This window comes from Actinoplanes utahensis (assembly GCF_016862455.1).
Lineage (GTDB): Bacteria > Actinomycetota > Actinomycetes > Mycobacteriales > Micromonosporaceae > Actinoplanes > Actinoplanes utahensis.
This window is the reverse complement of record NZ_BOMZ01000040.1, coordinates 26,065-50,939: the sequence shown is the minus strand read 5'-3', so window position 1 is coordinate 50,939 and position 24,875 is coordinate 26,065. Positions and strand designations below refer to the sequence as shown.

Here is a 24,875-nt window from a genome sequence, read left to right as displayed (position 1 = left end):
CTGCCGTATAGTGGCACGGGCCACAAATCACGGTCAAGGAGTGATCAAGATCGAACCGCCCCGGCTCCGTGCCGCCTCGGACGTCCCCGGCGGCCGGCGCAAGCAACGCGTCTCCATGGCCGACGTGGCCCGCCTCGCCGGGGTCTCCTCGCAGACCGTCTCGCGCGTCGCCAACGGCCTGCCCGGTGTCGTCGAAACCACCCGCGAGCAGGTGCTCGCCGCCATGAGCCAGTTGGGTTACCGGCCCAACAGCGCGGCCCGCTCGCTGCGTTACGGCAGGTTCAACACCATCGGCGTCATCCTGTTCGGGCTCTCCTCCACCGGCAACAGCCGCACCGTCGAGGCGATCGCCACGCACGCCGCCGCCGAGGGCTACGCGATAACCCTCATCCCGGTCGGCGTGCCCACCCAGGACAACGTCATGGGAGCGTTCACAAGAATGGGTGAGCTGGCCGTCGACGGCGTCATCCTGATCATCGAGGTACACCTGCTCGACGCGACCGCCGTCGCGCTGCCGCCCGGCGTGCACGTGGTCGTCGTCGACTCCGACGCCGGAGACCGCTATCCCGTCGTCGACACCGACCAGGCCGACGGCACCCGCCAGGCCGTCCGCCACCTGCTCGACCTCGGTCACCGCACCGTCTGGCACGTCGCCGGCCCCGCCGAGTCCTTCGCCGCCGAACGCCGCGCCGGCGCCTGGCGCCAAGTCCTCGAACAGGCCGGCCGCCCCGTCCCGCCACTGGAACGCGGCGACTGGTCCGCCGACTCCGGCTACCACGCCGGCCTGCGGCTGGCCGCCGACCCGGCATGCACCGCCATCTTCGCCGCCAACGACCAGATGGCCCTCGGCGTCCTCCGCGCCCTGCACGAGAGCGGCCGCCGCGTCCCCGCCGACGTCAGCGTCGCCGGCTTCGACGACATCGCCGACGCCGCCTCCTATCTGCCGCCGCTGACCACCGTCCACCAGGACTTCGCGGAGGTCGGCCGGCGCTGCGTCGAGGCGCTGCTACGCCAGATCCACGCCGAACCGGCCGGCCCCGGCACCGACCTGGTCCCCACCCGCCTCGTCACCCGCGCCAGCACGGCCCCACCCCCCGCCTGACCAGCCAACCCACCCCCGGCGTACGACCAGCGTGAGCCAGGCATGGGCCGGGCGTGGGCCGGGCGTGAGCCGGGGTGGTTGGGCGTGAGCCGGGGTGGTTGGGCGTGAGCCGGGGTGGTTGGGCGTGAGCCGGGCGTGCGGCCCGACGCGCGGCCGGCGTGAACCAGGCGTGCAGCCGGGCGTGCAGCCCGATGTGCAGCCGGCTTGCGGCCCGACGTGGGCCAGGCGTGCGGCCCGACGTGTGAACCAGGCACGCGGCCGGCGATGAGTCGATCATGTGGAGTTCGGCCGTCATACGCGCCCGAACTCCACATGCCTAAGTCCGGTCCGGGACGAAGCGGGGCTGCGCGATCCGGCTTCCCGGCGGACCCTGAGGGGAGAACTCGACGCGGAGGGTGGAACCACATGCCATCGAAAATCAGTGTCGGCGAGATCCTGGACCGGGCCCGCGCAGGCACCGAATCAGCAATGGTCAGCCGGGTCTTCGGCGCCCCGATCGAACGCGACGGCGTCACCGTCGTCCCGGTGGCCACCGTCACCGGAGGCGGCGGAGGAGGTGGCGGCAGCGGCACCGCCGCCACCGGCGAGGACTCCGAGACCCCACAGGGTGAGGGCTCCGGCGGCGGTTTCGGATTCTCCGCCCGCCCGGCCGGCGTCTACGTCATCCGCAACGGCGACGCCCTCTGGCGCCCCGCCGTCGACGTCAACAGACTCGCCATCGGCGGCCAACTGGTCGCCATCGTCGCCCTACTGGTCGCCCGTTCCATCGTGCGCCGCCGGCGCCGCTGATCGCTGGGCCGAGACCGCCGCCGGTCACCGCAGGCTTCCCGGTCCGGGCGTCGGCAGAGCAGACCCCACGACCCCGTTCCGGTACGCCCGTCGCAGCCCTGAGCCGCACCCCTCGCAGCCCTCAGCCGCACCGTCGCAGCCCCCGGCCGCACCGTCGCAGCCCCCGGCCGTACCGTCGCAGCCCTCAGCCGCACCGTCGCAGCCCTCAGCCGCACCGTCGCAGCCCCCGGCCGTACCGTCGCAGCCTTGATCCGCACCCTCGCAGCCTCAGCCGCACCCTCGCAGCCTCAGCCGCACCATCGCCGCCTCGGATCGAACCGCCGCCACCGGCCGGAGCGGGCGATTCGGCGAGCTCAGCGGGTGGTGCGGTGGTTGCGGCGGCGTTCGCCGATCTCCCAGGCCATGATGTACTGGCGGATCATGCGGCCCACCTCCTCCTTGGTGTCGAAGGTGAGGATGAGGTGTTCGCCCGGATCGCCGTAGGGCGCCGGCCGCACCGTGTGCACGAGCCCGCTCAACCGGGCCTCCGCGGTGCCCAGCCACACCGTCGCCTGCACCTGGTCGCCGGGGGCGAGGGTGACCGGCTCGTCGACCCAGCAGCGCAGCCCGCCTTCGCTGATGTCCAGGAGCACGCCCTCCTTGGGCTGGCCGCTGATCGCCGCGTCGAGACGTACGACCGCGCCCGCCCCGCCGCGCACGAACTCGCGCCGGTTGTCGTGCCGGGCCGGCGCGGTCGGTACGAGCGTCCAGCGCATCGGCGGTTTCTCGGTCACCGCGGCGAGCCGGCAGGGCAGCACGACCCGGCTCCGCGGCGGCGCCCAGAAGATCTCGAATTCCCGGCCGGGCTCGAACATCTGCAGGCCGACGGTCTCCAGCGGCGCGGTCACGGTGAGCGCCGTGCCGTCGACCGCTTCCAGCTTCGAGCGCAGATTCAGCCCTTCCCCGACGACGAGGAACACGGGCGTCCCGATCTCCGGCATCTCCACCGCTCCCTCCCCGCCGGGAAGGGAGATCGAACCAGCCGTACCGTTGCTCATCTTCCACCTCTGTGACACGCCACTTCACGACAGACCGGACATCTCCCCCATCGGCAGGGAACGCCCGGAGATGAACGCCGCGCCGGCCGTCACGACTCCGGCTCGGGATAGCGGGCGACCCGCAGGCGGCGGGCGAAGACGGCCAGGGTGAGGCCGGTGCAGAGCAGCCAGACCAGCGCCGCGTGGGCGAGGCCACGCCACAGCACGTCGGCGCCGCCGCCGTCGACGGCGTAGGAGCCGATCTCCCGGGAGGACCAGAACGGCAGGAACTTGGCGACCGTGCCGGCCGGGTCGGCGAGCATCTGGACGGCGCAGACGCTGAACAGGGCCAGGGCGCCTTCGAGCTCACGGGGCAGCAGGGCGCCGATCAGGCTGCCGAACGGCGCCGCGACCAGGGCGGTGACCAGCATCATCACGCCGACTGCCCAGGGGCGCAGGAAGTCCTGGTCGAGGGTGACGAGGGTCAGGTAGATCGCGGTCAGCAGCAGGCCGAACCCGCTCATCGCGAGCAGCCGCCCGCCGAAGATGCCGGGCACCGAGGCGCCGGTGAGGCGCAGGCGCGGGTCGACGCCGCGGGCCGCGTTGACCACGAAGAGGGTCACGGTGGAGACGGCCCAGGCCATGCCGAGGGTGAGCATGCGGGTGGACTGGCCGGTCAGGTCGCGCCGGGCCAGGTAGAACCAGAGCGGCAGGGTGATCATCAGCAGCAGGGCGGCCCGGCGGCGGGACACCTCGCGGGCGGACAGCCCGGCCACCACGAACGCGGTCATGCGGCGGCTCCCAGGTCGAGGACGTGGTCGACGTGCTGCAGCTCGTGCAGCAGGTGGGTGACGACCACGACGGCGCGGCCGGCGTCGCGCCAGCTGCGGACCTGGCGCCAGAAGTCGAGGTAGGCCCCCTGGTCGAAGCCCTGGTACGGCTCGTCGAGCAGCAGCAGGTCGGGCCCGTGCAGCTCGCCGAGGATCAGGTTGAGTTTCTGCCGGGTGCCGCCGGACAGCTCCTGGACCGGCTGGGTGCGGCCGGGCCGCCAGGCCAGCAGGGACGCCAGGTGGGTGCCGGTCGACCGGGCCTTGCGCGGGGTCATCCCGGCGGCCACGCCGAACAGGGTGAAGTGCTCGTCGGCGGTGAGCCACCCGGCGGTGCCGCCGTCCTGCGGCACGAACCCGACCCGGCGGGTGCGGTGGACCGTGCCGCTGGTGGGCGTGGTGAGCCCGGCGCAGATGCGCAGCAGGGTGGACTTGCCGCAGCCGTTGGCGCCGACGATCGCGGCCACCTCGCCGCCGCGGACGGTCAGGTCGACGCCGGTGAGGACGGTGCGCCGCCGGAACCGTTTGCCGACGCCGGTGAGCCGGAGCATGACCCGGCCGGTGGGGCAGCGGGTGTCCGGCAGTGGGGCCCGCAGCTCGGCGACCAGGTGCCGGGCGTAGAGGTGGGCCGGGCCGAAGAAGCCGTCCGGGTCGGCCGCGTGCTCGCCGGCCTGCGCGGCGGTCTCCACGCTGAGCTGCCGGGCGCGCTGGGGCTGGACGCCGAGCCGGACCAGCTCGGCCTCGAATCGCAGGGGCCAGTCGTTCACCGGACGTGCTCTCCGATCAGTGAGTCGACGCCGTCGCGGAACCCTCGCCACTCGGCGGCCTGGGCGTCCAGCGCGGCCCGGCCGGCCGGGGTGATCTCGTAATACTTACGGCGCGGGCCGGCCTCGGACGGCGCCCAGCTGGGCGAGGCGAGGCCCTGCTGCTCGAGGCGCAGCAGGGCGGGATAGAGCGTGCCGCCGGGCACGTCGGCGACGCCGGCCGCGGCCAGGCGCTGGGCCAGCCCGTAGCCGTAGTCGGGCCGCTCGCGCAGCATGGCGAGGAGGCAGAGATCGAGGAAGCCGTGCAGCCACGGCCGCGGTGTCATGCTAAGCAGGCTAGCTGCTTAGCAGGCTCTCTATCTAGTGCGGGGAAAATAATCTTCGTAACGAGTGCACAGCGGGCGCCCGGCGTGCGTCGATGAGGTGTGACCTTCGAGCAATTCGCGTTGGCCCGCCTGCCCAGCCTGTTGCGTTACGCGGTCGTCCTCACCGGCGACCGGGATCTCGCCCAGGACGTGGTGCAGGAGGTGCTGGCCCGGGCCCAGGTCCGGTGGAAACGGATCAGTGACGCCGACTCACCGGAGGCGTACGTCCGGCGCATGGTGCTCAACGAGTACCTGTCGTGGCGGCGCAGCTGGGCCGCCCGGCACGTGCACGCCGCCGGGGAACGGCTGATCGAGCTGGACGACGCTCGCGGCGGGGTCCGCGACCACGCCGACGGGGTGGTCGAGGCGGACGCGCTGTGGCACCGGCTGAAGACCCTCGGTCGCAAGCAGCGCGCCGTGCTGGTGCTGCGCTACTACGAGCAACTGGACGACGACGCCATCGCCGACCTGCTCGGCTGCGCGCCCGCGACGGTACGCAGCCATGCGTCCAGGGCATTGAGGAACCTCCGGCTCGACCGCGAGTCGGAACAACGAGTACCCGCCGAGGAGAGGTTGTGACCGAGCACCAGGACCGGCTGCGCGAAGCCTTCACCAAGCACGAGAACGAGACGCCGGATCCCGCTGCGGTCTACGCCCGCGTCGAGGAACTGGCCAAGCGATACACCTGGCGCCGCCGCGGCGCGCAGGCCGCGGGCGGGGTCGCGCTCAGCGCCGGCCTGATCGCCGGCGTCACCCAGCTCCCGGCGATCCTGCCGGCCGGGCCGTCGGTGACCCCGGCCGCCACCGTCCCGGCGTTCCAGCCGGCCGCCGCGCCCAGCCCGTCGGTTCCGCCGGTGCTGAGCGACGCGGACATCGAGCGGGGGCACAAGGCCTATTTCGAGGCCGGGTTCGGGTACGACAACGCGGTCGAACTGGCCGGGCTGTGGAACCTGAACGAGGACGACGTCGGCGACGTCAAGGCGCTCGCCGGGTTGAAGCTGCTGGCCGGGGAGACGCTGCCGGTGCAGCCGGTGCCGAACCCGACCGGCGAGGTGGGGGGCCCCACCGAGCAGGACCGGCGGATCACCGAGTACTTCCAGTCGGGCTACGACTACGAGGACGCGGTGAAGCTGGCGAAGATCTGGAAGCTGGCCGACCCGTACGCCGCCAAGATCGAGGCCGGGCGGCGGCTGCTCGCCGGGGAGAAGAAGCTGCCGGTGACCCCGGACCCGGCGGACGTCAAGGCGGGTCAGGAGGCCCGGCGGGTGGACGCGTTCTTCAACGCCGGGTACGACTACGACGACGCCGCGAAACTGGCCGGGCTGTGGAAGCTGGACAACGCGTACGAGGCGAAGGTCGAGGGCGGCAAGCGGCTGCTGGCCGGCAAGAGACTGCCGATCCGGCCGTGACCGTGCTGCGCCGGCGGATCGGCTTCGAGATCGAGCTGATGGCTCCCCCGGGAGTCAGCCGGCGCACCCTCGCGGAGCACCTGGCCGGGCGCGGTGGGGGCCACGCCCGGCCGATCTGGCACCACGACAGCGAACCGTCCCTGGTCCCGGGCCTGGGGCGGTTCCTGCACCTGACCCAGGGGTTCGAGGTGCGCCGTCCGGACGGTGCACCGCTCTGCACCCTGGTCGACGACGTCACCCTGCTGCACGGCCTGGACCGGGCCGCCCCGGCGATCCCCGGCTGGCACCGGATCCTCACCGACGACGCCCGGCTGCTGCGGCTGCTGGCCGCGCACTGCGATCCGGGCGCCCCGCTGCGCGACGTGCTCGAACCGGCGGCCCGCCTGTGGGGTGTCACCACCGAACGCCACGGTGACATCGTCCGCCTGAACGACGCGGCGGGCGTCACCATCGCGCTGGCCTCCCCGGCCGGCGGCGAACGGGAACGTCCCTGCGAGATCGTCACCCCGCCGCTGTCCGAGAATCATCACGACGCCCTGTCCACGCTGCTCGGCGCCGCACGCGAGCTCGGCTTCGTCGTGCCGCGCGAGGCGGCCGTGCACCTGCACCTGGACGGCGGGCCGTTCCGCGAGCCGGCCGCCCTGGCGAACCTGGTCCGGCTCTTCGCGCACTGGCGTGAGCCGCTGCGGCACCTGCTGGCCACCAACCCGGCCTGCCGCCGCCTGGCCCCGCTGCCGGCCCCGCTCGTCGACGCCGTGGCCGGGGACCGGGCCCCGTCCATGACCGAGATACGTCAGGCCGCCGCAGCCGGTGAGATCTCGAAGTTCTTCGACGTCAACCTGACCCAGCTGCTCACCGACACGCCGATCCGCGACACGGTGGAGATCCGCATCCTCCCCGGAGCCATCGACGCCGACGAGATCGTCGACCGGGCCGCGCTGGTCGAGCTGCTCCTCGACCGCTGCCTCGATCCCACTCCGATCCCCCCGCCGGCGGCGGCGGACCATGCGGTGCAGGCGTTGCTGGAGATGGCGGCCGAGGCGATGGCGAAGACCCGGATGTCGTACGGGCCATGAAAGGAACCGTGGCAGTCCGCGCGAGGTCGGCGCGGCTCACGACCGAAACTCGGCCGGACTCCACAACCCCGGCAGGATCGCGGAACGCGACTCGTCGCGCGCGGTGCCCTTGTCCTGCCCCTCCGCCGTGCCACGTGGCCGTGACCGGCGGGCGCCGGTGAGGTTCTTCTCCGCCGACATGTGATCCCGTCGCCCCAGTACCCGGTGCGGAAGCGATACCGCGCACCGGCGCACGGCCCCGGGAGCAGGCCCGGCGCGGATGCGGCCGGGCCCGCTCCCGTCAGAAGGCGACCGGCAGCGAGATCAGCCGATGACCGAACGGCGGTGCGGGCGCCCGGTCCGGGACCTGGTAGGCGGGCCGCAGATCCGGGTAGCGGCGCAGCAGGATCCGCAGGCACTCGTCGGTCTCCATCCGGGCCAGCGCCGCGCCCAGGCAGTAGTAGGTGCCCATCCCGAAGCTCAGGTGCCGGTTGCGGGTCCGGGTGATGTCGAAGACGTCCGGGTTCTCGAACACCTCCGGATCCCGGTTGGCGGCCATCAGGGCGAGGAGGACGTGCTCCCCGGCCGGCACGGTGTGCCCGGCCAGCTCGACCGGCTCGGTGGCGACCCGGCCGATCACCCCCGCCGGGCCGTCACAGCGCAGCATCTCCTCCACCGCCTGCGGCGTCAGGTCCGGGTCGGCCCGCAGCCGGGCCAGCTGATCCGGGTTCTCGAAGAGCAGGACGAGACCGTTGGCGATCAGGTTGGCGGTGGTCTCGTGGCCGGCGAAGAGCAGCAGGACACAGTTGGCGACCGCCTCGTCCTCGGTGACGATCCCCTCCGCCTCGGCGGCCATGAACATGCTCAGCACGTCCTCGCGCGGATGCCGGCGCCGGTCGGCGGCGATCGCCCGCAGATAGTCGTGCATCTCCAGCATGCTGCGCTGCGCCTCGCGCAGGCTCGCCAGGTCGCCGTCGCCGAAGACCGGCAGGATGTCGCGCGACCACGCCTGGAGTTGCTCCCGATCACTGATCGGCATGCCGAGCATCTCGGCGATCACGTTGGCGGGCAGGGGGTACGCGAGGTCGCGTACCACGTCCATCTCGCCCTTCGACGCGACGGCGTCGAGCAGCTCCTCGGTGAACTCGCGCACCCGGGGCCGCAGCCGGTCCACCGTCGCCGGGGTGAAATAGCGTTTGAGCAGCTGCTGGAAGCGGACGTGGTCGGCCGGGACGGCGTGTCCCATCCACATCTCGACGGCCCGGCGGACCGGCTCGAGCTCGGCCTGCTCGGCCGGGGTCAGGCGTTGCAGCACCCGGAGCATGTTGGCGCTGTCCATCCGCTTGTCGCGGAGCGCGGCGCTGACGTCGGCGTACCGGGTGAGCAGGTGGGCGCCGAGCTGAGGAAGCCGGGCGAGCGGGCTCTCCGCGCGGATCCGGTGCAGGTAGGCGTTCGGGTCAGCCATGGCCTCCGGGGTGGACAGGTGGTATTCCCGTACTGTCGTGGCATGGTCGCTCATAGTGGCGATTATCTATGCGGTTCGCCGCCAGTCGTCCAGTACGCGGTCGATGTCGGCACGGATCCGTTCCCGGGCCACGTCCCGGGGGGACACCGGACATCAGCATCTCGTCGTACCCGGTGTCCTCGTGCCGCACCGATGCCACCACCGCCCGGGTGACCGCGTCCGGGTCGAGGGCCCGGCCGGCGGCGCTGCGCCCGACCCGGCCGCTGCCCCGCTCGCCGGTGTGCCGGCTGATCGCCGCGGCCCGCTCCGCCGGGCAGCCCGGGAACAGCCGGAAGATCTCGGCGGCGAGGTCCCCCCTGGAACCGTGCGGCGCTCGGCGGCCACGAGATCCGGCTCGGGCCGTACTGTGCTGATCAGACAGCCGTGACGAGAGGTGGCCGATCGATGAAGTTCGGGTTGTACGGGCTGCACCGTGACCGCAACGTCGACCCCGGCGTCCTGGCCCGGAGGGCCAGGCTCGCCGAAGAGGCCGGCTTCGAGTCGCTGTGGGTGGGCGACCACATCGCGCTTCCCGCCGGCGAGGGCAACCCGCCCCGGCTGGAAGCCATGGTCGCGCTGTCCTACCTCGCGGCCGTCACCAGCCGGGTCCGTCTCGGCGTCGGCCTGATCGTGCTCCCGCAGCGCCAGCCGGTGCTGCTGACCAAACAGCTCACCTCGCTGGACGTGCTGTCCGGCGGCCGGCTGACCGTCGCCGTCGGCGCCGGCTACGTCGAGCCGGAACTCAACGCGATGGGTGTGACGCTCGCTGAACGGGGCGCCCGCACCGAGGAGTACCTGGCGGCCATGCGTGCGCTGTGGAAGGCCGACCCGTCGTTCGCCGGCCGGTTCGTGTCGTTCTCCGGTGTCGTCCAGCACCCGTCGCCGGTTCAGCGCCCGCACCCGCCGATCCTGGTCGGCGGGCACTCGGCCGCCGCGTACCGCCGCGCTGTCCGGCACGGGAGCGGCTGGTACGGCTGGGGTCTCGACGTCGAGCAGACCGAACAGGCGCTGCAGGCCCTGGCCGAGACCGCCCGCCGCGAAGGGCGCCCGGCGGATCTCGGCGAGCTGGAGATCACCCTCACTCCGCCCGGCCTGCCCGGCCCGGACACCGTCCGCCGGTACGCCGACGTGGGCGTGACCCGGCTCATCATCGAACTGGAGGGTATCGACGACGACGCCGTCGACGGTGTGATCGCCTCCGTCGGGCAGACCGCTTCCCGGTGACGGGCCCCGTGGTCGACCCGTTCAGCGGCCGGGCACGGCCGGGACGGCCAGGGCCACGGCCAGCGGACCGTCGCGGAAGATCAGGCCGCGGGCGGTGAACTCGGCGAGCACCTCGTCCACGTACCCGGGTGGTTTCGGGCGCAGCCGCCGGTAGATCGCCGGGAGCCCGGCCGGGCGGTCCACGCAGGCCAGGTAGACCTCGGCGATCGGGCCGCTGAACGTGTAGGCGCCCGCACTGTCCGGGTGCCGGTCGTCGTCGATCCGCAGGACGCCCGGCGCCGACCGGTACGTCAGCGACGGGCGCGGATCCCGGCGCCAGTCCCGTGACCAGGTGTCCAGAGCGGTCCGCAGCGGGGCGTACACCTCGTCGGGAAGTTCGTCCGCGGGGTCGTGGTCGAAGAAGTAGGCGAGCCGGTCCAGGTCGAACCCGGCCGGATAGACGTGCCGGTAACTGCGCTGCGGTGTCCGGTTGCGGGCGGTCGCGAAGAGCGGGCTGAAGCGTTCCAGCCACACCCGGCCGGAGCCCTCCGGCGGCTGCAGATGCGCCAGGTGCGGCACGACGGCGGCCTGCTCGGCGTAGTCGTCCGGGGTCTCGCCGGGGAAGCCCCAGAGGATGCTCCAGGCCACGTCGATGCCGTAGTAGCGCGCCCAGCGCAGCAGGTTCACGTTCTGCGCGGCGCGCACGCCCTTGTCCATCAGGGCGAGCACGTGCGAGCTCAGCGACTCCAGCCCGGGTTGCAGCCGGGTCACCCCGCCGTGCGCCAGGGCCCGCACCTGCTCGCGGGTCAGGTTCGCCTTGGCCTCGTAGAACAGCTCGTAGTCGTGCCGGCCGTCGGCGGCGGCCGGGAACAGCGAGGTCAGGTACCGCATGTCGAGGATGTTGTCGACCGCCTCGAAGCGCAGCGTGCGGTGCCGGCCGGCGAGGGTGGCCAGTTCGTCCAGGACCCGCTGCGGCGACTTGCTGCGATAGCTCATCGTGGTCGCGTTGAGCCCGCAGAACGTGCAGTGGTGCCGGGCGCCCCACCAGCAGCCGCGGGAGCTCTCGAACGGCAGCCACACCTCCCCGCTCCCGGCCTCCGGCAGCAGGCCCAGACGTTCGGCACGGTCGAAGTACTCGTGGTAGTCCGGTGCGGGCAGCGCGTCGAGATCCCGGTGCGGCGGGGCGGGCGGGGCGGCGCGATCCCGGCGGGCCACGCCCGGCACGGTCGCCGGGTCCCCGCCGTCCGCGAGGACCCGCAGCAGAGCCGGGAACGCGGTGTCCGCCTCCCCGGACACCACCAGATCGATCGCCGCGACACGCCGCAGCAGCTCCCGACCCATCCCGCCGTCGAATCCGGCGCCGCCGAAGACCGTGATCAGGTGCGGGTGCTCCGCCTTCAGTCGCCGGGCCAGCGCGAACGAGGCGGTGTTCTGCTGGAACGTGCAGGTGAACCCGGCCACCTGGACGTCCGCCCAGTCCGGGGCGCCGGCCAGGTCGGTGAGCAGCGCGGGCACGTCCTCGGCGCGGGCGCGCAGCAGCCGGTCCCGTTCCGGTCCGGTGATGCCGAGCTCGTCGAGCAGCCCGGCGCCGGGGTCGGGCGCCTGCTCGCCGAACGCCTCCACGGCGAACAGCCAGTCACCGATCAGAGGACCACGGGCGTCGGCGATCGTACGGTAGAAGTCCGCGCCGATCCGGGCCGCGAGGTCCAGGTTGGCGTGCAGCGTCCCGACGTCGAACCCGTGCCCGGCGCCGATCGCCCGCAGCAGCCCGAGCTGGATCGACGGCCGGTCCGCGCTCATGAACGGCATGGCGACCAGCACGGTGCGCACGGCCGGTCAGCGGCCGATCTTCAGGACCGTGACGTTCACCTGGCGCCGCCCCTTGGCCCGGTACGCGGCGTCGAACTCCTCGGCGACGGCTTCCACCTCGACGCTCACACCTGCTACGTCGTCCCGGCCGAAGGCCGTCCGGATCGCGGTGACCAGGGCGTGCATCAGATCCGCCGCGGGCAGTTCACCGCGGTCGGCGATCGCGGCGAGCGCGTCGATGTCGGTACGGCGAACGACTACCTCATCCATGGTGTTCCTCCTCGTCGGGCGGTGCCGGGATGTCGGCGCGGGCCCGGACGGCCGCGGCGCCGGGATGGTGGATCCGGTCGAAGAGCTCGGCCGCGGCCCGCCACGCGTCGCGGGCCGCCGGGGCGTCACCGGCCGCGTGGTGGGCGTCGCCGAGTGCGGCGGTGCTGTCGGCCTCGTTGTAGAGGTCGTCGAACTCCCGGTAGCGGGCGACCGCGGTCCGGTACGCGCCGATCGCCTCGGTGTGCCGGCCCAGGCGCTGGGCGGCGTAGCCGAGGCTGTCCCAGGTCTCGGCCTGCCCGAGGCGGTCGCCGGCCTCGTCCTGCAGGCGCAGCGCCTCCCGGCAGACGGCGACCGCCTCGGCGTAGTCGCCGAGCATGGCGTGGAACCAGCCGATCGCGTTGAGGGCGCGGCCCCGCCCGGAGAGGTGGCCGGCGGCGGTGAACAGGGCGACGGCCCGTTCGGCGTGCCCCAGCGCCTCCCGGTACCGGCCCTGCACCTCCAGCAGCCAGGCGTGATAGCGGTGGGTGTGCGCCTGGCCGGTGACGTCACCGGCCAGGGTGGACATCCGCAGCGCCGCGGCGAGGTGCCGGCCGGCCTCGTCCAGCCGGTGCAGGCGCAGGTACGAGCAGCCCAGCGACCGGTGGGCCGAGGCCGCCTCGGCGGGGCGGGCGGCGGAGTCCAGCGCGGCGGTCAGCGCCTCGATCGAATCGTGCCACCGGCCCTGGTAGGCGAGGTAGCGGGTGAGGCCCCAGGCCAGATGCCACACCGTCGCGTCGTCGCCGGCGCCGCGCACCGCCGTCAGCATGACGTGGTACTCGGCGCCGAACCAGGCCAGCGCCTCCGGCAGGCCGGCCGGGCGTTCCGGGCGGACCCCGGCGGGCAGCGGCGGCGGCGCGGTCACCGGATCGTCACGCATCGGGTTGAGCAGCAGGTCGGCGGCGTACGCGCTGTGCACGTACCAGCCGAGCAGCCGCTCGCGTACCGCCGTCCGCTCCGGTTCCGGGTCGGTCGTGCCGGCCAGTTCGGTGGCGTAGGCCCGCAGCAGGTCGTGCAGCGTGTACCGGACACCGGCCCGTTCCAGCAGGTGCGCCCGGGTGAGCTCGTCGAGGACCGGGCGGACCTCGCCGGCCGGCGCTGCGGACAGCGCGGCCGCGGCGGGCACGCCGAGATCCGGCCCGGGATGCGCGGCGAGCCGCCGGAACAGGGTGGCCGCTGCCGGGCCGAGCTGCCGGTACGACCAGGAGAAGACGGCCCGGACGTTGCTCTCCAGGTCCGGGTCGGTGAACTCGGCGAGCCCGCCCCGCGCCTGCCGCAGCTCGCCGGCCAGCCCGGCGAGCGTCAGACCGGGCGTCACCGCCGCCCGGGTCGCCACGATCGCCAGCGCCAGCGGCAGCCGGGCGCAGCGGGCGACGATCTCGTCGACGGCCGCCGGTTCGCCGGCCGCCCGGCCGGCGCCGATCCGCTGCGCGAGCAGTTCCCGGGCCTCGGCGGCCGACGGCAGGTCCAGGCTGACCGGGTACGCGCCGGCCGTGGTGACCAACCCGGCGAGCCGGTTGCGGCTGGTCACCACGGCGAGGCAGCCGGGTGTGCCGGGCAGCAGCGGGCGGACCTGGTCGGCGTCGCGGGCGTTGTCGAGCAGCAGCAGCACCCGGCGGCCGGCGAGCAGGCTGCGGAACAGTCCCACCCGGGCCTCCAGCCCGGCCGGGACCCGGCCGGGCGGCACCGCGAACGCGTCGAGGAAACCGCGGACCGCCTCGTCCGGCGCGACCGGGACGCCGGCCGGGTCGAACCCGCGCAGGTTGACGTAGAGCTGACCGTCCGGGAAGTGCCGTGCGGCCCGGTGCGCCCAGTGCACGGACAGGGCGGTCTTGCCGATGCCGGCCATCCCGTCGATCGTCACCGGGCGGCCCGGCGAGTCGCGGAGCAGGGCGTCGAGCTCCCGCAGGTGGGTGCCGCGGCCGGCGAACCCGTACACGTCCGGCGGCAGCTGGGCCGGGACGGTCACCACCCGGGCCGCCGGTGCGGCCCGGGGCTCGCCGCGCAGGATGGTCTGGTGCAGGGCGCGCAGCCGCGGGCCGGGATCGGCGCCGAGCGCGTCGGCCAGCCGGGCCCGGACCGCGGCGTACCGGTCCATCGCCTCGGCGTCCCGGCCGGCCGCGTGCAGCGCCTCCATCAGCAGCGCCTCGAGAGGCTCGGCGAGGGGGTACTCGGTGATCAGCTGCGGGGCGGCGGCGATCACCGCGTCGGCGTGGCCGAGACCCAGCTCGGCGCGGGCCCAGCCGACCGCGGCGTCCAGCCGGCGCCGGTGCCAGGCCTCCCGGACGCCGTCGGCCCAGTCGCCGGTCAGGGCCGCCAGCGGCGGGCCACGCCACAGGCCGAGCGCCCGGGCCAGCAGGGCGGCCCGGTCGGCGGGCGGGCGGGACGGATCCCGGCCCTGGTCGGTGAGGCCCGCGAACCGGTCCAGGTCCACCGTGCCGGGGTCGAGGTCGAGCACGTAGCCGGCGTACCGGCGGTCGAGGCGGCCGGTGCCGTCGCCGAGCCGGGCGGCCTGCCCCAACAACCGGCGGATTCGGCTGATGTGCGAATAGAGCACATTGCGGGCCTCGGCCGGCGGCGCGTCACCCCAGACCCGGTCGACGAGCGTCTCGATCGGGACGGGTTTGCCGGGGTCGACGGCGAGCGCCGCGAACACGGCCTGTTGCCGCGGGGTGCCGGTGTCGAGCGCCCGGCCCGCGGCGATCACCTGCACCTCTCCGAGCAGCCGTACATCCATCGGAACCCTCGGTGATCATTAGGTGACGCGACGTCTCCGCCTCATGCTTTCCCGGACCGCAAGGTGGCCGCAAGGTGCGCGCGCAGATGCGAGGGCGACCGTTCGGACATGTCTGACCACACCACGGACCACGGCAGCCTGCTGATGCTCGGCACCGGTCCGATCTATCTGTCCCGTCTCCCGGCCGCCGACGGCCCGGACGACCTCCAGTTCCTTCTCGAGGCGGCGCTGCCGCAGGTGACCGTGGACGCCATGGGCATCGACCGCGCCCGGTGGGGCGACGGCCCGTACACCTTCGACCCCGACCCGGCCGTCGATCTGGAACCGGTCGACGGTCTGCCCGCCCGGACCACCGTGACCGGGGCCATCGTGCGCGGGCACACCGGCCGCGGCGATCCGCCGATGGCCAAGGGCGTGGAGATGCGGCTGCGGCGGGTGGTCTGGTTCCGGCGCCTGGACGGCCGGCCCGGGCCGGCGGCGCCGCTGTCGTACCTCTGCTTCGGCCACGGCGACCGGGTGTACCTGGCCCACCGGCGCCCCGGCTTCGATCAGGTGCTCGAGGTGCGGTTCGTACCCGGCACGGTCCGCACCGCGATGGGCCATCCCCTCGCCGACGACGTGGCCGAACTGCGCTTCGGCGAGGCCCAGCCGGTCGAGTTCGCCCGCGACGACGCTTTCGGCCGGCGCCTGCGGCCCGGTGAGGTGGCCACCGCCGCGTTCCCGGAGACCCGCTCGCCCAGCCACGCCCGCGGCTTCACCGTCCGCCTCGAGATCGAACGCGAGCTGCACCTCGGCCTCGGCCCGTCGTGCCGGGCGGTCAGCTCCACAGGGTGACGTGGATGGACGGCTTGAAGCGGGCGACGTTGATCCCGGTGCCGCGCATCATGGCCTGGATCGCGCGCGGGGTGGAGGCGAAACGGGCCAGCTCGGCGGCGGCGGAGGGGCTGCCGCCGTCGGCGAGGATCATCGAGTGCCAGACCTCCTCGATGCCGGTGTGCGGCCCGCAGAACTGCACCAGATGCCCCTTGCGCACCTCCGGCGCGACGGTGAACGACAGGGCCGCCGCCACGCCGCGCCCGCGTTTGGCCTCCTCCAGCGCGGCCGCGTGGCTCTGGAAGATCTGCTGGCGGTGGTCCGGCACGCCGAGCCGGCGCAGCAGGGCCGGGATCGCGCCGTGGTCGGCGGCCGCGGACGGGCCGAGCAGCCACGTCTGCTCGCGCAGCCGGCGCGGCGACGGTTGGGTGCCGGCGAGCGGATGATCCGGGCCGGCCACCGTCACGATCTTGTAGTACATCACCGGGCGGCACGTGACGCCCGGATCAGGATCGGCGGGCGCCGGGCCGATCGTGATGTCGACGCTCCGCTCGATCAGCGACTCCGCGAACGAGCCCGGGTTCCGCACGCTCAACTCGAGGTCCAGGTCCGCGGCGGCTGGCGAACAGCTCGATCAGGCCCGGCGCCGCGTGCTCGGCGAACAGCGACGACGCCCCGACCCGCAGCAGCCGCCGCCCCCGGGCCGCCGCGCTCACCTCCAGGACGGTGATGTCCTGCAGGCCGAGCAGCTCGGTGGCCCGGCCGGCCAGCCGCAGCCCGCCCGGTGTGAACGTCAGGCCGGACGCGGTCCGGGAGAACAACCGATCGCCCAGCTCCCTGCGCAGCTGGCCGATGTGCAGCGACACCGCGGACTCGGAGACCTCGAGCTGGGCCGCGGCCTGCTTGACCGAGCCACACCGGACGACGGCGGAATAGGCACGCAACTGTGTGGGGGTCACAGCCCGTCATCCCCTCACGGATCAGGTTGGGAAGTCTCATCCGAAAATGTATCGCGATCAACAATCACCGAGCGCCGCCACACCGGCGATCTTGCCGATCCCCGGTGCCGGGGCGATCGCCTACCCTTCCCGTCATGCCGACCTTCCAGGCCACCGATGGCGTCGAGATCCACTACGAACAATGGGACGGTCCCTCCGACCTGCCGCCCGTCCTGCTGCACCACGGTTTCATCGCCGACGGCGTCACCAACTGGGTCCTGCCGGGGGTGGTGGCGGCCCTCACCGCCACCGGCCGCCGGGTCGTCACCATCGACGCCCGCGGTCATGGGCGGTCCGGCAAACCGCACGATCCCGCCTTCTACGGCGAGGCCCGGATGGCGCAGGACGTGTCCACCCTGCTGGACCTGCTCGGCATCACCCGCGTCGACGTGGCCGGGTACTCGATGGGCGCGATCGTCTCGCTCCTGCTGGCCACCCGGGACCAGCGGATCCGCCGTCTCGCGATCGGCGGGGTGGGCTCCGCGGTGGTCGAGCTCGGCGGCGTCGACACCCGGGTGATCCCGGCCGCGGACTTCCGCGAGGCCTTCGAGGCCGCCGACCCGGCGACGATCACCTCGCCGGCCGCGGCCGGTTTCCGGTCCTTCGTGGACACGGTGGGCGGTGACCGTACCGCCCTGGCCGCGCAGGCCGCCGCGCTGCACGCCGAGCCGATCCCGCTGGCCACGATCACCGTCCCCACGCTGGTCCTGGCCGGCCGGGACGACGTCCTGGCGACCCGGCCCGAACTGCTCGCCAAGGCCCTCCCGGACGCCCGCCTGGCCGTCACCGACGGCGATCACCTCGGCGCGGTCCGGGTCCCCGCCTTCATCGCGGAGCTGACCGAGTTCCTCAACACCCCCTGAAACCTTCTCCCGGTACGCCGTGGGCCGCCCCCGCCGGACCCCGTCTCCCGTGACGGTCCACGCGAGGCGGGCCGGTGGTCGCGGCCGACACCGCGGCCACCGGGCCGGATGCGATGGTGGCGGCCTTCACCGGGGCCTTCGCCGGGTTCGGCCTCCTCGCCGCCGCCGGCCGGCCCGCATAGGCTTCGGCCATGCGGATCGCGTTCGCCTGTGACGACGAGAACGAGACGACGCGCGCCGTCGTCGAGGCCCTGGCCGGCGCCGGCCACGACATCCTCCGCCCCGAGGGCTCTCCGGACTGGCCCGATCTGGGCCGTTTCGTCGGCCGGGCCGTCGTCGCCGGCCACGCCGACTACGGCGTCGTCATGTGCTGGACCGGCACCGGCACCGCCATCGCCGCCAACAAGGTCCCCGGGGTGCGCGCCGCCCTCGCCTGGGACCCGTGGATCGCCCGCGGCGCCCGCCTGTGGAACGACGCGAACGTCCTGGCGATGAGCCTCAAACGGCTGGCCCCCGACGTGGCGGTGGAGATCCTGCACGCCTTCCTCGACACGCCCGCCCCCGATCCCGGCGAAGCTGCCAACATCGCCGCCCTCGAACCGGGCGCCCACGGGGTCCCGCCCGATGATCCGGACATCGATACTGGACGACATGCGTAAGAAGATCGCCGCCGCTGCCGTGGTCATCGCCCTCGCGGGCTGCGAGAACGCCGCCGAGCCGCAGGCCGCGCCGACGTCCCCCGCGGTCACCCCGACGCCGTCCGCCAGTCCCACCATGGTGGAGGTGTCCCACGACGCGCCGGGAACGTTCGTCGGCTGGTTCGCCGATGATCCCGACACCCTCGACCTGGGTGACCAGACCGTCTTCAGCAACGAGATGATCGGCGCCGGCTACCGGGCCGCGATCACCACGGTGGCCGCCCGCAAGGAGTTCGTCGCCGATCCCGACGAGTTCGCGACGCTGCACCTGACCGCGGACGCCGGGAGGTTCCCGCCGGAGCCGGCGCCGGGCACGTGGGAGCGCATCCACCTCAAGCCGGGCGCCGGCCGCGAGTTCCTGCTCGCCAAGACCGACGGCAAGCTCGTCCGGCCGGCGATCCGGATCGGCGCGAAGTCCTACCCGCTCGGCGATCCCGGCGACGGCGCCCTGCTCGTCGTGGCCGCCGCCCCGAAGACGAAGGTCCTGCTGGAGGTCGGCGACAACGGTCACCGGCAGGCGCAGGACATGCGGACCGGCCGGCGGTACGGCGCCGAACCGGGCCGCTACGACGTCATCGTCGACAACTGGATCACCAGCAACCACGCTCCGGAACGGATCGGCAACTACTCCTGGGTCCGGGCCGGCGGCCGCAACTACGCGATCTTCGTCAGTTCGTACATCGTCAAACGCCTGCCGTGGATGGAGGGCCGCGGATACGCGCCGAAGGGCAAGGCCTGGCTGAGTGTGTCCGTCGACGTGTCCGCCGCTCCCGAGCAGGGCAAAGGCCACGACGACGACCGTGCCGAGGCGACCCTCCCCTCGAGTGGGCTGCGGATCGGCGGCCTGACCCCGGTCGCCGGCAGCCACCGCCGCTCCGGCTACCAGTACGACTTCGTCGTCCAGGTCCCCGCGAACTTCACCACCGGCACCCTGAAGATGTCCCTCTCCGGAGCGAAACTCAAGGTCAACGGCAAGGCGACGTCGTTCAGCGTCCTCCAGACCGTCGGCTCCTCCACCCCGTTGCGGCTCACCTGACGGCACGTTCCGCCCCGGTCCACCCGCGGCCGCCTCATCCGAGACGGTCTCGTCCGCGGCCGTCTCCTCCGCGGCCGTCTCATCCGTGGTGGAGGAGGCACGGCCGCCCGCCGATTCGATGACGTGACGCTGAAGCATCCCGAGGCCACCACCCGCCCGGCACCGGAGAAGCTCGCCGTCACCCCGCGATTCGGGCTGGCGGACCGCACGATCCCCCGCCACGAGATCCCCGTCGACGAACTCGATCCGGAGACGGCTTACCAGGTCATCCATGACGAGTTGATGCTCGACGGCAACGCCCGGATGAACGCCGCCACGTTCGTCACCACGTGGATGGAGCCGCAGGCGACCCGGCTGATGAACGGAACCCCCGCGCCGATCACCTTCGCGGACGTGGCGGCGGCGCTCACCGAGGCGACCGGGCATCCGGTCCGTTCCGTCGACCTGACCGAGGAGCAGGCGCGGCCACGGTTCGAGGGCAACGGCCTGCCGGACCGGCTCGCCGCCCACCTGGCCGGCGTCTTCGGCGTGATCCGCGCCGGCGGCTTCGAGCGGGCGACCGGCGACGTGCGGGCGATCACCGGCCGTCCGGCGCGCGGGATCGCCGGTTTCGCCCACGACTTCGCGGCCGCGTTCACCCCGGCGACGGCGCCGTCCGGTCAGCGCGGGTAGCGCCGCTGTCCGCCGGCCGACATTCCGCTCTTGGCAGCCGGTGCAGCACACTCGGTGACACACACCCGACCGGGCGGGGTTCCCATGACCTTCCTCGACGTTCTCGATCCGGCCTTCGACTTCACCGCGCCGGAGGTGCTGGCCGCCCAGGACGCCGGGTGGTACGCCGACAGCCCGCTCGGCCCGCTCGTGCTGCGCCACGCGGAGGCGCAGGAGCTGCTCCGCGACCGCCGTCTCGACCACGGTGGCGACGACTACCTGCGACGCAACGGCATCACCTCCGGGCCGATCCACGACTGGTGGGTCCCGATGATCGTCAACCGGGACGGCGCCGACCACCGCCGGCTCCGCGGCCTGGTGGGCCGTTCCTTCACCCCGCGCACCGTCGACCTGCTGCGCCCGTTCATCAGGGCGACGGCCGAGGCGCTGGCCGACGAGTTCGCGGGCACCGGCGCGACCGAGTTCGTCGAGGCGTTCGCCGACCGGCTGCCGCTGGCCGTCATGGGGAAGCTGCTCGGTGTGCCCGCCGCCGACCACGACGTCTTCAGCGCCTGGTCCAGCGACATCGGCCTGATCTTCGCGCTGGCCGCCGGCGGCGGCGCCGCGGCACGCGTGGAACGAGCCGTCACGGGACTGGACGGCTACCTGGACGTGCTCATCGACGAGAAGACGAAGCATCCGGCCGACGACCTGATCTCCACGATGGTCGCCGCCTGGCGGTCCGAGGGGACGGTCACTCGCGGCGAACTCCGCAACCTGCTGGTCACCCTGGTCTTCGGCGCCCACGACAACACCCGTCACCAGTTCTCGAACACGATGGTCACCTTCGCCGAGCACCCCGGCCAGTGGACCCTGCTGCGCGACCGTCCCGAACTGGCCGGCCGTGCCGTCACCGAGACGATGCGCTGGCGGCCGTCGGCGGCGAGCCTGTTCCGTCGCGTGGCCGGGGACTTCGCGTTCCACGGTCTGCCCCTGCCCGCCGGGACCTTCGTGACCGTGGCCGTGCGGACCGCCCAGCGGGATCCGCGGGCCTATCCCGCCGGGCGGTCCTTCGACGTCACCGCCGTCCGGGAGGCGCCCCTGCTCCAGTTCGGCGCCGGCCCGCACTACTGTCTCGGCGCCGCGCTGGCCCGCGCCGAGCTCGGCGAAGCCCTCCCGATCCTCGCCCGCCGGTTCGGGCCGCCGGTCATCGCCGGCGAGGTGACCTGGCGGCCGGCGATCGGCACCCACGGCCCGAACGAGTTGCCACTGCGCTTCCCCGTGCCGTCGTGAGCCGGAACCGTTCACCGCTCGGCCTCGGATACGTCACGGGATCAGCAGACCCCACTGGACCGCCCACGGGATGAACAGCAGGCCGGCCGCCAGGAGCAGGCCCGGGCGGATCCGCTGGGCGGGACGGTGGCGAAGCAGGTGGTACCCCACCGCGACCGTGGCCGCGACGGTGGCGCAGGCCAGCGCTTGCAGGACGAGCCAGACGACCGGCCGGCCCAGCAGCACCGGGCCGGTGACCTTCGCGGCCGTGGCGAGCAGCGCCAGCAGGTACAGCAGGGTGCCGGCGACGGTGACCGGGCCGAGCACGGCGAGCCAGCGGGCCGCCCGGAGACCCCGCACGCGCGGGCGGATGATCAGGGCGGCGACCATCGCCAGGAGCGCCACCAGCAGGATCACGGGCGACTCGTACCAGGCCGGGTCTCCGATGGCCGGCGCGGCCGGCTCCGCACCGAAGTCACCGGCGGGGACGGTCCCCGGCGCCGGGTCGGCGATCCAGCGGGCCTCCACGTCGCCGTAACCGGCGGGCAGTCCGGGCAGGCGGTCGAAGCCGTCGTCGGCGGTGCGGTGCAGGTTGTGGTTGACGCCGTCGACGATCCGGACGGTGTGCCGGGTGTTCCCGCCGCGTTCCAGGGCCCCGCGGATCAGCCGGCTGCTCTCCCCCGGCACGGCGTCCCGGTCCAGGCGGCCCCACTGGGCGAGGACCGGCTGGCGAACCCGCTCCCAGTGCGGCACCGGATCGAAACCGGACTCGGAGAAGATGCCCGCCCCGATCGCGGTACGGACCGTGACACCGCGCATGGTGTCCGGCAGGGAGCCGCCGACACCGGCATGCCGCAGGTAGGTGCCGTACGCCCAGGCTGTCTGCTCGGCCGGGGTGACACCGACCGCACCGACCGTGATCAGGAACTTCACGTCATCGGAGCGGTTCGCGGCGATCGGGGCGACGAACGCGCCCTCGGACAGCCCCCACAGACCGGCCCGTTCCGGGTCGACGTCCGGCCGGGACCGCAGCATCCGCAGCCCGGCGAGCGCGTCGTCGGCGAGCAGCCCGTAGTCGCGGTCCAGCATCGAATAGCCGTCGGTGCGCTTGTCGTACACCAGCGTGGTGATGCCGTGCCGGGCGTAGGCCCGCGCCTCCGGCATCAGGTAGTCCCGGCCGCGGTTGCCCGCGCCCTCCAGCATCACGATCGCCGGCCGCCGGGCCGGTCCCGCCGGGGTGGCCGGCGTCAGCACGGTTCCGTGCAGCGTCACGCCGCCCGCGCCGGTGAAGTCGACAGCGGTGGCGATCACGTCCCCGGTCCCCGTCGTGGTGTCGGCGTGGGCCGGCGCCGGCGCCGTGACGGCCAGCGCCACCAGCACGGCTGTGACGATTCTTCGCATCTCTGTCTCCCCCGGTCGATCTCGGTACGTCGGTGTTCAGCCTGGCCGTCGCGCCGCCCGGCGGACAGGGCGCGCACCCCCGGAACCGGCGGGGTGCAGGCACCCTGCCGGTGAGATCGACGCCGCTCTACTGTCGGTGCCGTGGAGAGCATGCGTAGTCATGGACGTGACCTGGGCTGGCTGGCGGTGAGCGCGATGATCGGCCTGCCCGCGCCCGTGCTGTTGTTCCTGGTCGTGGCGTCGGTTCCGGCGAGCGTGGTGGCCGGCCTGGGGGTGGGGTTCTTCGCCGCCGCCGTGTGGGTGACCCGCCGGCTCGCCGGGGTCCAGCGCCGCCGGGCCGCCGCGGTGCTCGGTGCGCCGGTGCCGGAGCCGTACCGGCCGTTGCCGGCCGGGGCGCTCGCCCGGCTGCGGGTGGTCCTGCGCGACCGGGCGACCTGGTTCGACTTCGCCTGGGCGGCGTGCCAGTTCGTTGCCGGGCTCGGCAGCCTGGTGCTGTCGGCCACCCTGTGGCTGGGCGCGGCGCAGTGCCTGACGGCGCCCGTGCTGCAGGCGGTCCTGCCGCGGCGGGCCGGGTACGACCCGCTGGTGCTGGAACTGACCGGCCGGTCGCCGGTGCTGAGCTGGATCCTGGTGCCGATCGGGGTGGGAGTGGCCGTCGTCGCGTACCGGCTGCCCCGCCGCCTGGTCCGCGGCCAGGCCCGTCTCGCGGCCGCGCTCCTGGGCCCCGGCTCGACGGCGGTGCTGGCCGAACGGGTCGGCCGTCTCACCGTCGCCCGGGCGGCCACCGTCGACGCCTCCGCCGCCGAACTGCGCCGCATCGAACGGGACCTGCACGACGGCGCGCAAGCGCGACTGGTCGCGATGTCGATGAGTCTCGGCGTCGCCGAGGACGTCATCGACACCGACCCGGCCGGCGCGAAGGCCCTGGTCGCGGAGGCCCGGGCCGGTGCGGGCACGGCCTTGGCCGAACTACGCGATCTGGTACGGGGAATCCACCCGCCCGTGCTCGCCGACCGGGGTCTGGCCGCCGCCGTCGAGGCGCTGGTGCTGGACACCGCGTACCCCGCCGACCTGGATTTGCGGTTGGACCGGCGGCTCGCCGCCCCGGTCGAGGCCGCCGGCTACTTCGCCGTCGCCGAGGCCCTCGCCAACGCCGGCCGGCACAGCGGCGCCACCCGCGTGCACGTCACCGTCCTCGACGCCGGCGCCGCCCTGCACATCACCGTCCGCGACGACGGGCACGGCGGCGCCGATCCGGCCCGCGGCACCGGCCTGCTCGGCATCCAGCGGCGGATGGCCGCCTTCGACGGCACGCTGCGGGTCAGCAGCCCGGCCGGCGGCCCGACCGTGCTCGAGATGGAGCTGCCGTGCGGGTCCTGATCGCCGAGGACCAGGCGCTGCTGCGCGACGGTCTCACCCGCATGCTGACCGCGTACGGCTTCGACGTGGTCGCGACCGCCGCCGACGGCACCGGCCTCACCGAACGCCTCGTCGAGGTCCGCCCGGACATCGCCGTCGTCGACGTCCGGCTGCCTCCCACGTTCACCGACGAGGGGCTGCGCGCCGCTCTCACCGCCCGCGAGCAGGTGCCCGGCCTGCCGATCCTGGTCCTGTCCCAGTACGTCGAGCGCCTCTACGCCCGGGAACTGCTGGCCGACCGCGCCGGCGCGGTCGGTTACCTGCTCAAGGATCGGGTCGGCGACGTCCGCCAGTTCGTCGCCGCGCTCCACCAGGTCGCCGCCGGCGGCACCGTCATCGACCCCGACGTGATCGCCCGTCTGCTGCACGGCCGCGACTCCCTGACCGACCTGACCCATCGCGAACAGGATGTCCTGCGCCTGATGGCCGAGGGGCACTCCAACGCCGCCGTCGCCACCCACCTCACCATCACCGAGAAGTCGGTGAGCAACCTGATCAACGCCCTCTTCGCCAAGCTGGGCCTGCCCCCGTCGACCAGTCACCACCGCCGTGTCCTGGCCGTCCTCGCCTACCTCGACGACCGCGACCGCTGACCGCCCACCCCTCAGGCGGACCAGGCCCGAACGACGTCGTCCGGGCCCCAGACCAGGTCCACGGCTCCGGCCGGGAGGTCGGCCCCGGAACGGCTCACGACGACCAGGCCGCTGGTCCCCGGCTGGAAACCCGAGGCGCAGGTTGCTGTCGGCGATCCGGTACCGGGCGAGCTTGCTGGGAGCGGTGGAGAGCGGCTTGTCGACGGCGAGGATCTGCTGCGCTCCTTCTCCTCGCCCGGCCAGGT

At 73.7% G+C, this 24,875-nt stretch carries 26 protein-coding genes; 14 read left to right on the top strand and 12 right to left on the bottom strand.

Annotated features, from left to right (window positions below):
• Positions 1–40: 40 nt before the first annotated feature.
• Both Aut01nite_RS14705 and Aut01nite_RS14700 read left to right on the top strand, forming a co-directional pair.
• A complete protein-coding gene (locus Aut01nite_RS14705) occupies positions 41–1,102 on the top strand; it encodes a LacI family DNA-binding transcriptional regulator (protein WP_236642578.1) in 1,062 nt (353 codons plus the stop codon).
• A gap of 405 nt (positions 1,103–1,507) precedes the next feature.
• The gene (locus tag Aut01nite_RS14700; protein ID WP_236642577.1) at positions 1,508–1,891 is read left to right on the top strand and encodes a spore germination protein GerW family protein; all 384 of its coding nucleotides are present in this window, start codon (positions 1,508–1,510) and stop codon (positions 1,889–1,891) included.
• Between the two features lie 353 nt (positions 1,892–2,244).
• Here the strand turns inward: Aut01nite_RS14700 and Aut01nite_RS14695 are convergent, their stop codons facing one another.
• From Aut01nite_RS14695 to Aut01nite_RS14680, 4 genes are all read right to left on the bottom strand, one after another.
• Positions 2,245–2,928, bottom strand: a complete 684-nt coding sequence (locus tag Aut01nite_RS14695; RefSeq protein ID WP_052163352.1) for a PilZ domain-containing protein — start codon at positions 2,926–2,928, stop codon at positions 2,245–2,247.
• An 89-nt stretch (positions 2,929–3,017) separates the two neighbouring features.
• Positions 3,018–3,698 (bottom strand): hypothetical protein, encoded by a 681-nt coding sequence (locus Aut01nite_RS14690; RefSeq protein ID WP_043523450.1) that lies wholly within the window; start codon positions 3,696–3,698, stop codon positions 3,018–3,020.
• Positions 3,695–4,501 carry an ATP-binding cassette domain-containing protein gene (locus Aut01nite_RS14685; RefSeq protein ID WP_236642576.1) on the bottom strand — a complete coding sequence of 269 codons (807 nt, stop codon included), beginning with the start codon at positions 4,499–4,501 and terminating at the stop codon, positions 3,695–3,697. Before Aut01nite_RS14685 ends, Aut01nite_RS14690 begins: the two co-directional genes overlap by 4 nt.
• Complete coding sequence (locus tag Aut01nite_RS14680) at positions 4,498–4,824, bottom strand: PadR family transcriptional regulator (protein ID WP_043523448.1); 327 nt, start codon at positions 4,822–4,824, stop codon at positions 4,498–4,500. Before Aut01nite_RS14680 ends, Aut01nite_RS14685 begins: the two co-directional genes overlap by 4 nt.
• 99 nt (positions 4,825–4,923) lie before the next feature.
• On the opposite strand from Aut01nite_RS14680, the gene Aut01nite_RS14675 reads away from it, so the two are divergent.
• Genes Aut01nite_RS14675 through Aut01nite_RS14665 form a run of 3 tightly spaced genes read left to right on the top strand, consistent with a single transcriptional unit; the run spans position 4,924 to position 7,348 of the window.
• Positions 4,924–5,442, top strand: coding sequence for a SigE family RNA polymerase sigma factor (locus tag Aut01nite_RS14675; RefSeq protein WP_043523447.1), 519 nt, complete (start codon positions 4,924–4,926; stop codon positions 5,440–5,442).
• Complete coding sequence (locus Aut01nite_RS14670; RefSeq protein ID WP_043523446.1) at positions 5,439–6,272, top strand: hypothetical protein; 834 nt, start codon at positions 5,439–5,441, stop codon at positions 6,270–6,272. Before Aut01nite_RS14675 ends, Aut01nite_RS14670 begins: the two co-directional genes overlap by 4 nt.
• Positions 6,269–7,348, top strand: coding sequence for an amidoligase family protein (locus tag Aut01nite_RS14665; protein WP_043523445.1), 1,080 nt, complete (start codon positions 6,269–6,271; stop codon positions 7,346–7,348). Before Aut01nite_RS14670 ends, Aut01nite_RS14665 begins: the two co-directional genes overlap by 4 nt.
• Before the next feature lie 280 nt (positions 7,349–7,628).
• Here the strand turns inward: Aut01nite_RS14665 and Aut01nite_RS14660 are convergent, their stop codons facing one another.
• The gene (locus Aut01nite_RS14660) at positions 7,629–8,846 is read right to left on the bottom strand and encodes a cytochrome P450 (RefSeq protein ID WP_052163351.1); all 1,218 of its coding nucleotides are present in this window, start codon (positions 8,844–8,846) and stop codon (positions 7,629–7,631) included.
• Positions 8,785–9,084: a DUF2293 domain-containing protein gene (locus tag Aut01nite_RS44815; protein WP_373871493.1), complete on the bottom strand. Its 300-nt coding sequence runs from the start codon at positions 9,082–9,084 to the stop codon at positions 8,785–8,787. The genes Aut01nite_RS14660 and Aut01nite_RS44815 overlap by 62 nt, the downstream gene beginning before the upstream one ends.
• A 152-nt stretch (positions 9,085–9,236) precedes the next feature.
• Between Aut01nite_RS44815 and Aut01nite_RS14650 the strand changes: the two genes are divergently transcribed.
• On the top strand, positions 9,237–10,055 hold the full coding sequence (locus tag Aut01nite_RS14650) for an LLM class F420-dependent oxidoreductase (RefSeq protein ID WP_043523444.1): 819 nt from the start codon (positions 9,237–9,239) through the stop codon (positions 10,053–10,055).
• A 21-nt stretch (positions 10,056–10,076) separates the two neighbouring features.
• Here Aut01nite_RS14650 and Aut01nite_RS14645 read toward each other — a convergent pair whose 3' ends face one another.
• Genes Aut01nite_RS14645 through Aut01nite_RS14635 form a run of 3 tightly spaced genes read right to left on the bottom strand, consistent with a single transcriptional unit; the run spans position 10,077 to position 14,886 of the window.
• Entirely contained in the window at positions 10,077–11,864 is a 1,788-nt protein-coding gene (locus tag Aut01nite_RS14645) for a RiPP maturation radical SAM C-methyltransferase (protein WP_043523443.1), read from the bottom strand.
• Between the two features lie 6 nt (positions 11,865–11,870).
• Positions 11,871–12,113, bottom strand: a complete 243-nt coding sequence (locus Aut01nite_RS14640) for a hypothetical protein (RefSeq protein WP_043523442.1) — start codon at positions 12,111–12,113, stop codon at positions 11,871–11,873.
• Complete coding sequence (locus Aut01nite_RS14635; protein WP_043523441.1) at positions 12,106–14,886, bottom strand: AfsR/SARP family transcriptional regulator; 2,781 nt, start codon at positions 14,884–14,886, stop codon at positions 12,106–12,108. The genes Aut01nite_RS14640 and Aut01nite_RS14635 overlap by 8 nt, the downstream gene beginning before the upstream one ends.
• Before the next feature lie 108 nt (positions 14,887–14,994).
• Here Aut01nite_RS14635 and Aut01nite_RS14630 point away from each other — a divergent pair, with 108 nt between their 5' ends.
• The gene (locus tag Aut01nite_RS14630) at positions 14,995–15,720 is read left to right on the top strand and encodes a hypothetical protein (protein ID WP_052163350.1); all 726 of its coding nucleotides are present in this window, start codon (positions 14,995–14,997) and stop codon (positions 15,718–15,720) included.
• Here the strand turns inward: Aut01nite_RS14630 and Aut01nite_RS43465 are convergent.
• Both Aut01nite_RS43465 and Aut01nite_RS43460 read right to left on the bottom strand, forming a co-directional pair.
• Positions 15,704–16,288, bottom strand: a complete 585-nt coding sequence (locus Aut01nite_RS43465) for a substrate-binding domain-containing protein (RefSeq protein WP_236642593.1) — start codon at positions 16,286–16,288, stop codon at positions 15,704–15,706. The two genes, Aut01nite_RS14630 and Aut01nite_RS43465, sit on opposite strands and share 17 nt — an antisense overlap.
• On the bottom strand, positions 16,206–16,658 hold the full coding sequence (locus Aut01nite_RS43460) for a LysR family transcriptional regulator (protein ID WP_236642575.1): 453 nt from the start codon (positions 16,656–16,658) through the stop codon (positions 16,206–16,208). Before Aut01nite_RS43460 ends, Aut01nite_RS43465 begins: the two co-directional genes overlap by 83 nt.
• Positions 16,659–16,792: 134 nt before the next feature.
• Here Aut01nite_RS43460 and Aut01nite_RS14620 point away from each other — a divergent pair, with 134 nt between their 5' ends.
• The 5 genes from Aut01nite_RS14620 (at position 16,793) to Aut01nite_RS14600 (ending at position 21,238) form a co-directional block, all read left to right on the top strand.
• On the top strand, positions 16,793–17,560 hold the full coding sequence (locus Aut01nite_RS14620) for an alpha/beta fold hydrolase (RefSeq protein ID WP_043523440.1): 768 nt from the start codon (positions 16,793–16,795) through the stop codon (positions 17,558–17,560).
• Between the two features lie 191 nt (positions 17,561–17,751).
• Positions 17,752–18,219, top strand: a complete 468-nt coding sequence (locus tag Aut01nite_RS14615) for an RpiB/LacA/LacB family sugar-phosphate isomerase (RefSeq protein WP_052163349.1) — start codon at positions 17,752–17,754, stop codon at positions 18,217–18,219.
• Entirely contained in the window at positions 18,212–19,294 is a 1,083-nt protein-coding gene (locus tag Aut01nite_RS14610; protein WP_043523439.1) for a hypothetical protein, read from the top strand. Before Aut01nite_RS14615 ends, Aut01nite_RS14610 begins: the two co-directional genes overlap by 8 nt.
• A gap of 123 nt (positions 19,295–19,417) precedes the next feature.
• Positions 19,418–19,966 (top strand): Rossmann-fold NAD(P)-binding domain-containing protein, encoded by a 549-nt coding sequence (locus Aut01nite_RS44810; protein ID WP_043523438.1) that lies wholly within the window; start codon positions 19,418–19,420, stop codon positions 19,964–19,966.
• Between the two features lie 84 nt (positions 19,967–20,050).
• A complete protein-coding gene (locus Aut01nite_RS14600) occupies positions 20,051–21,238 on the top strand; it encodes a cytochrome P450 (protein ID WP_043523437.1) in 1,188 nt (395 codons plus the stop codon).
• 33 nt (positions 21,239–21,271) lie between these two features.
• On the opposite strand, the gene Aut01nite_RS14595 is transcribed toward Aut01nite_RS14600, so the two are convergent.
• Positions 21,272–22,618: an alpha/beta hydrolase family protein gene (locus tag Aut01nite_RS14595; protein ID WP_201775456.1), complete on the bottom strand. Its 1,347-nt coding sequence runs from the start codon at positions 22,616–22,618 to the stop codon at positions 21,272–21,274.
• 150 nt (positions 22,619–22,768) lie between these two features.
• On the opposite strand from Aut01nite_RS14595, the gene Aut01nite_RS14590 reads away from it, so the two are divergent.
• Positions 22,769–23,998: a sensor histidine kinase gene (locus Aut01nite_RS14590; RefSeq protein WP_043523541.1), complete on the top strand. Its 1,230-nt coding sequence runs from the start codon at positions 22,769–22,771 to the stop codon at positions 23,996–23,998.
• Positions 23,986–24,630: a response regulator gene (locus tag Aut01nite_RS14585; protein ID WP_043523436.1), complete on the top strand. Its 645-nt coding sequence runs from the start codon at positions 23,986–23,988 to the stop codon at positions 24,628–24,630. The genes Aut01nite_RS14590 and Aut01nite_RS14585 overlap by 13 nt, the downstream gene beginning before the upstream one ends.
• Positions 24,631–24,875 lie beyond the last annotated feature (245 nt).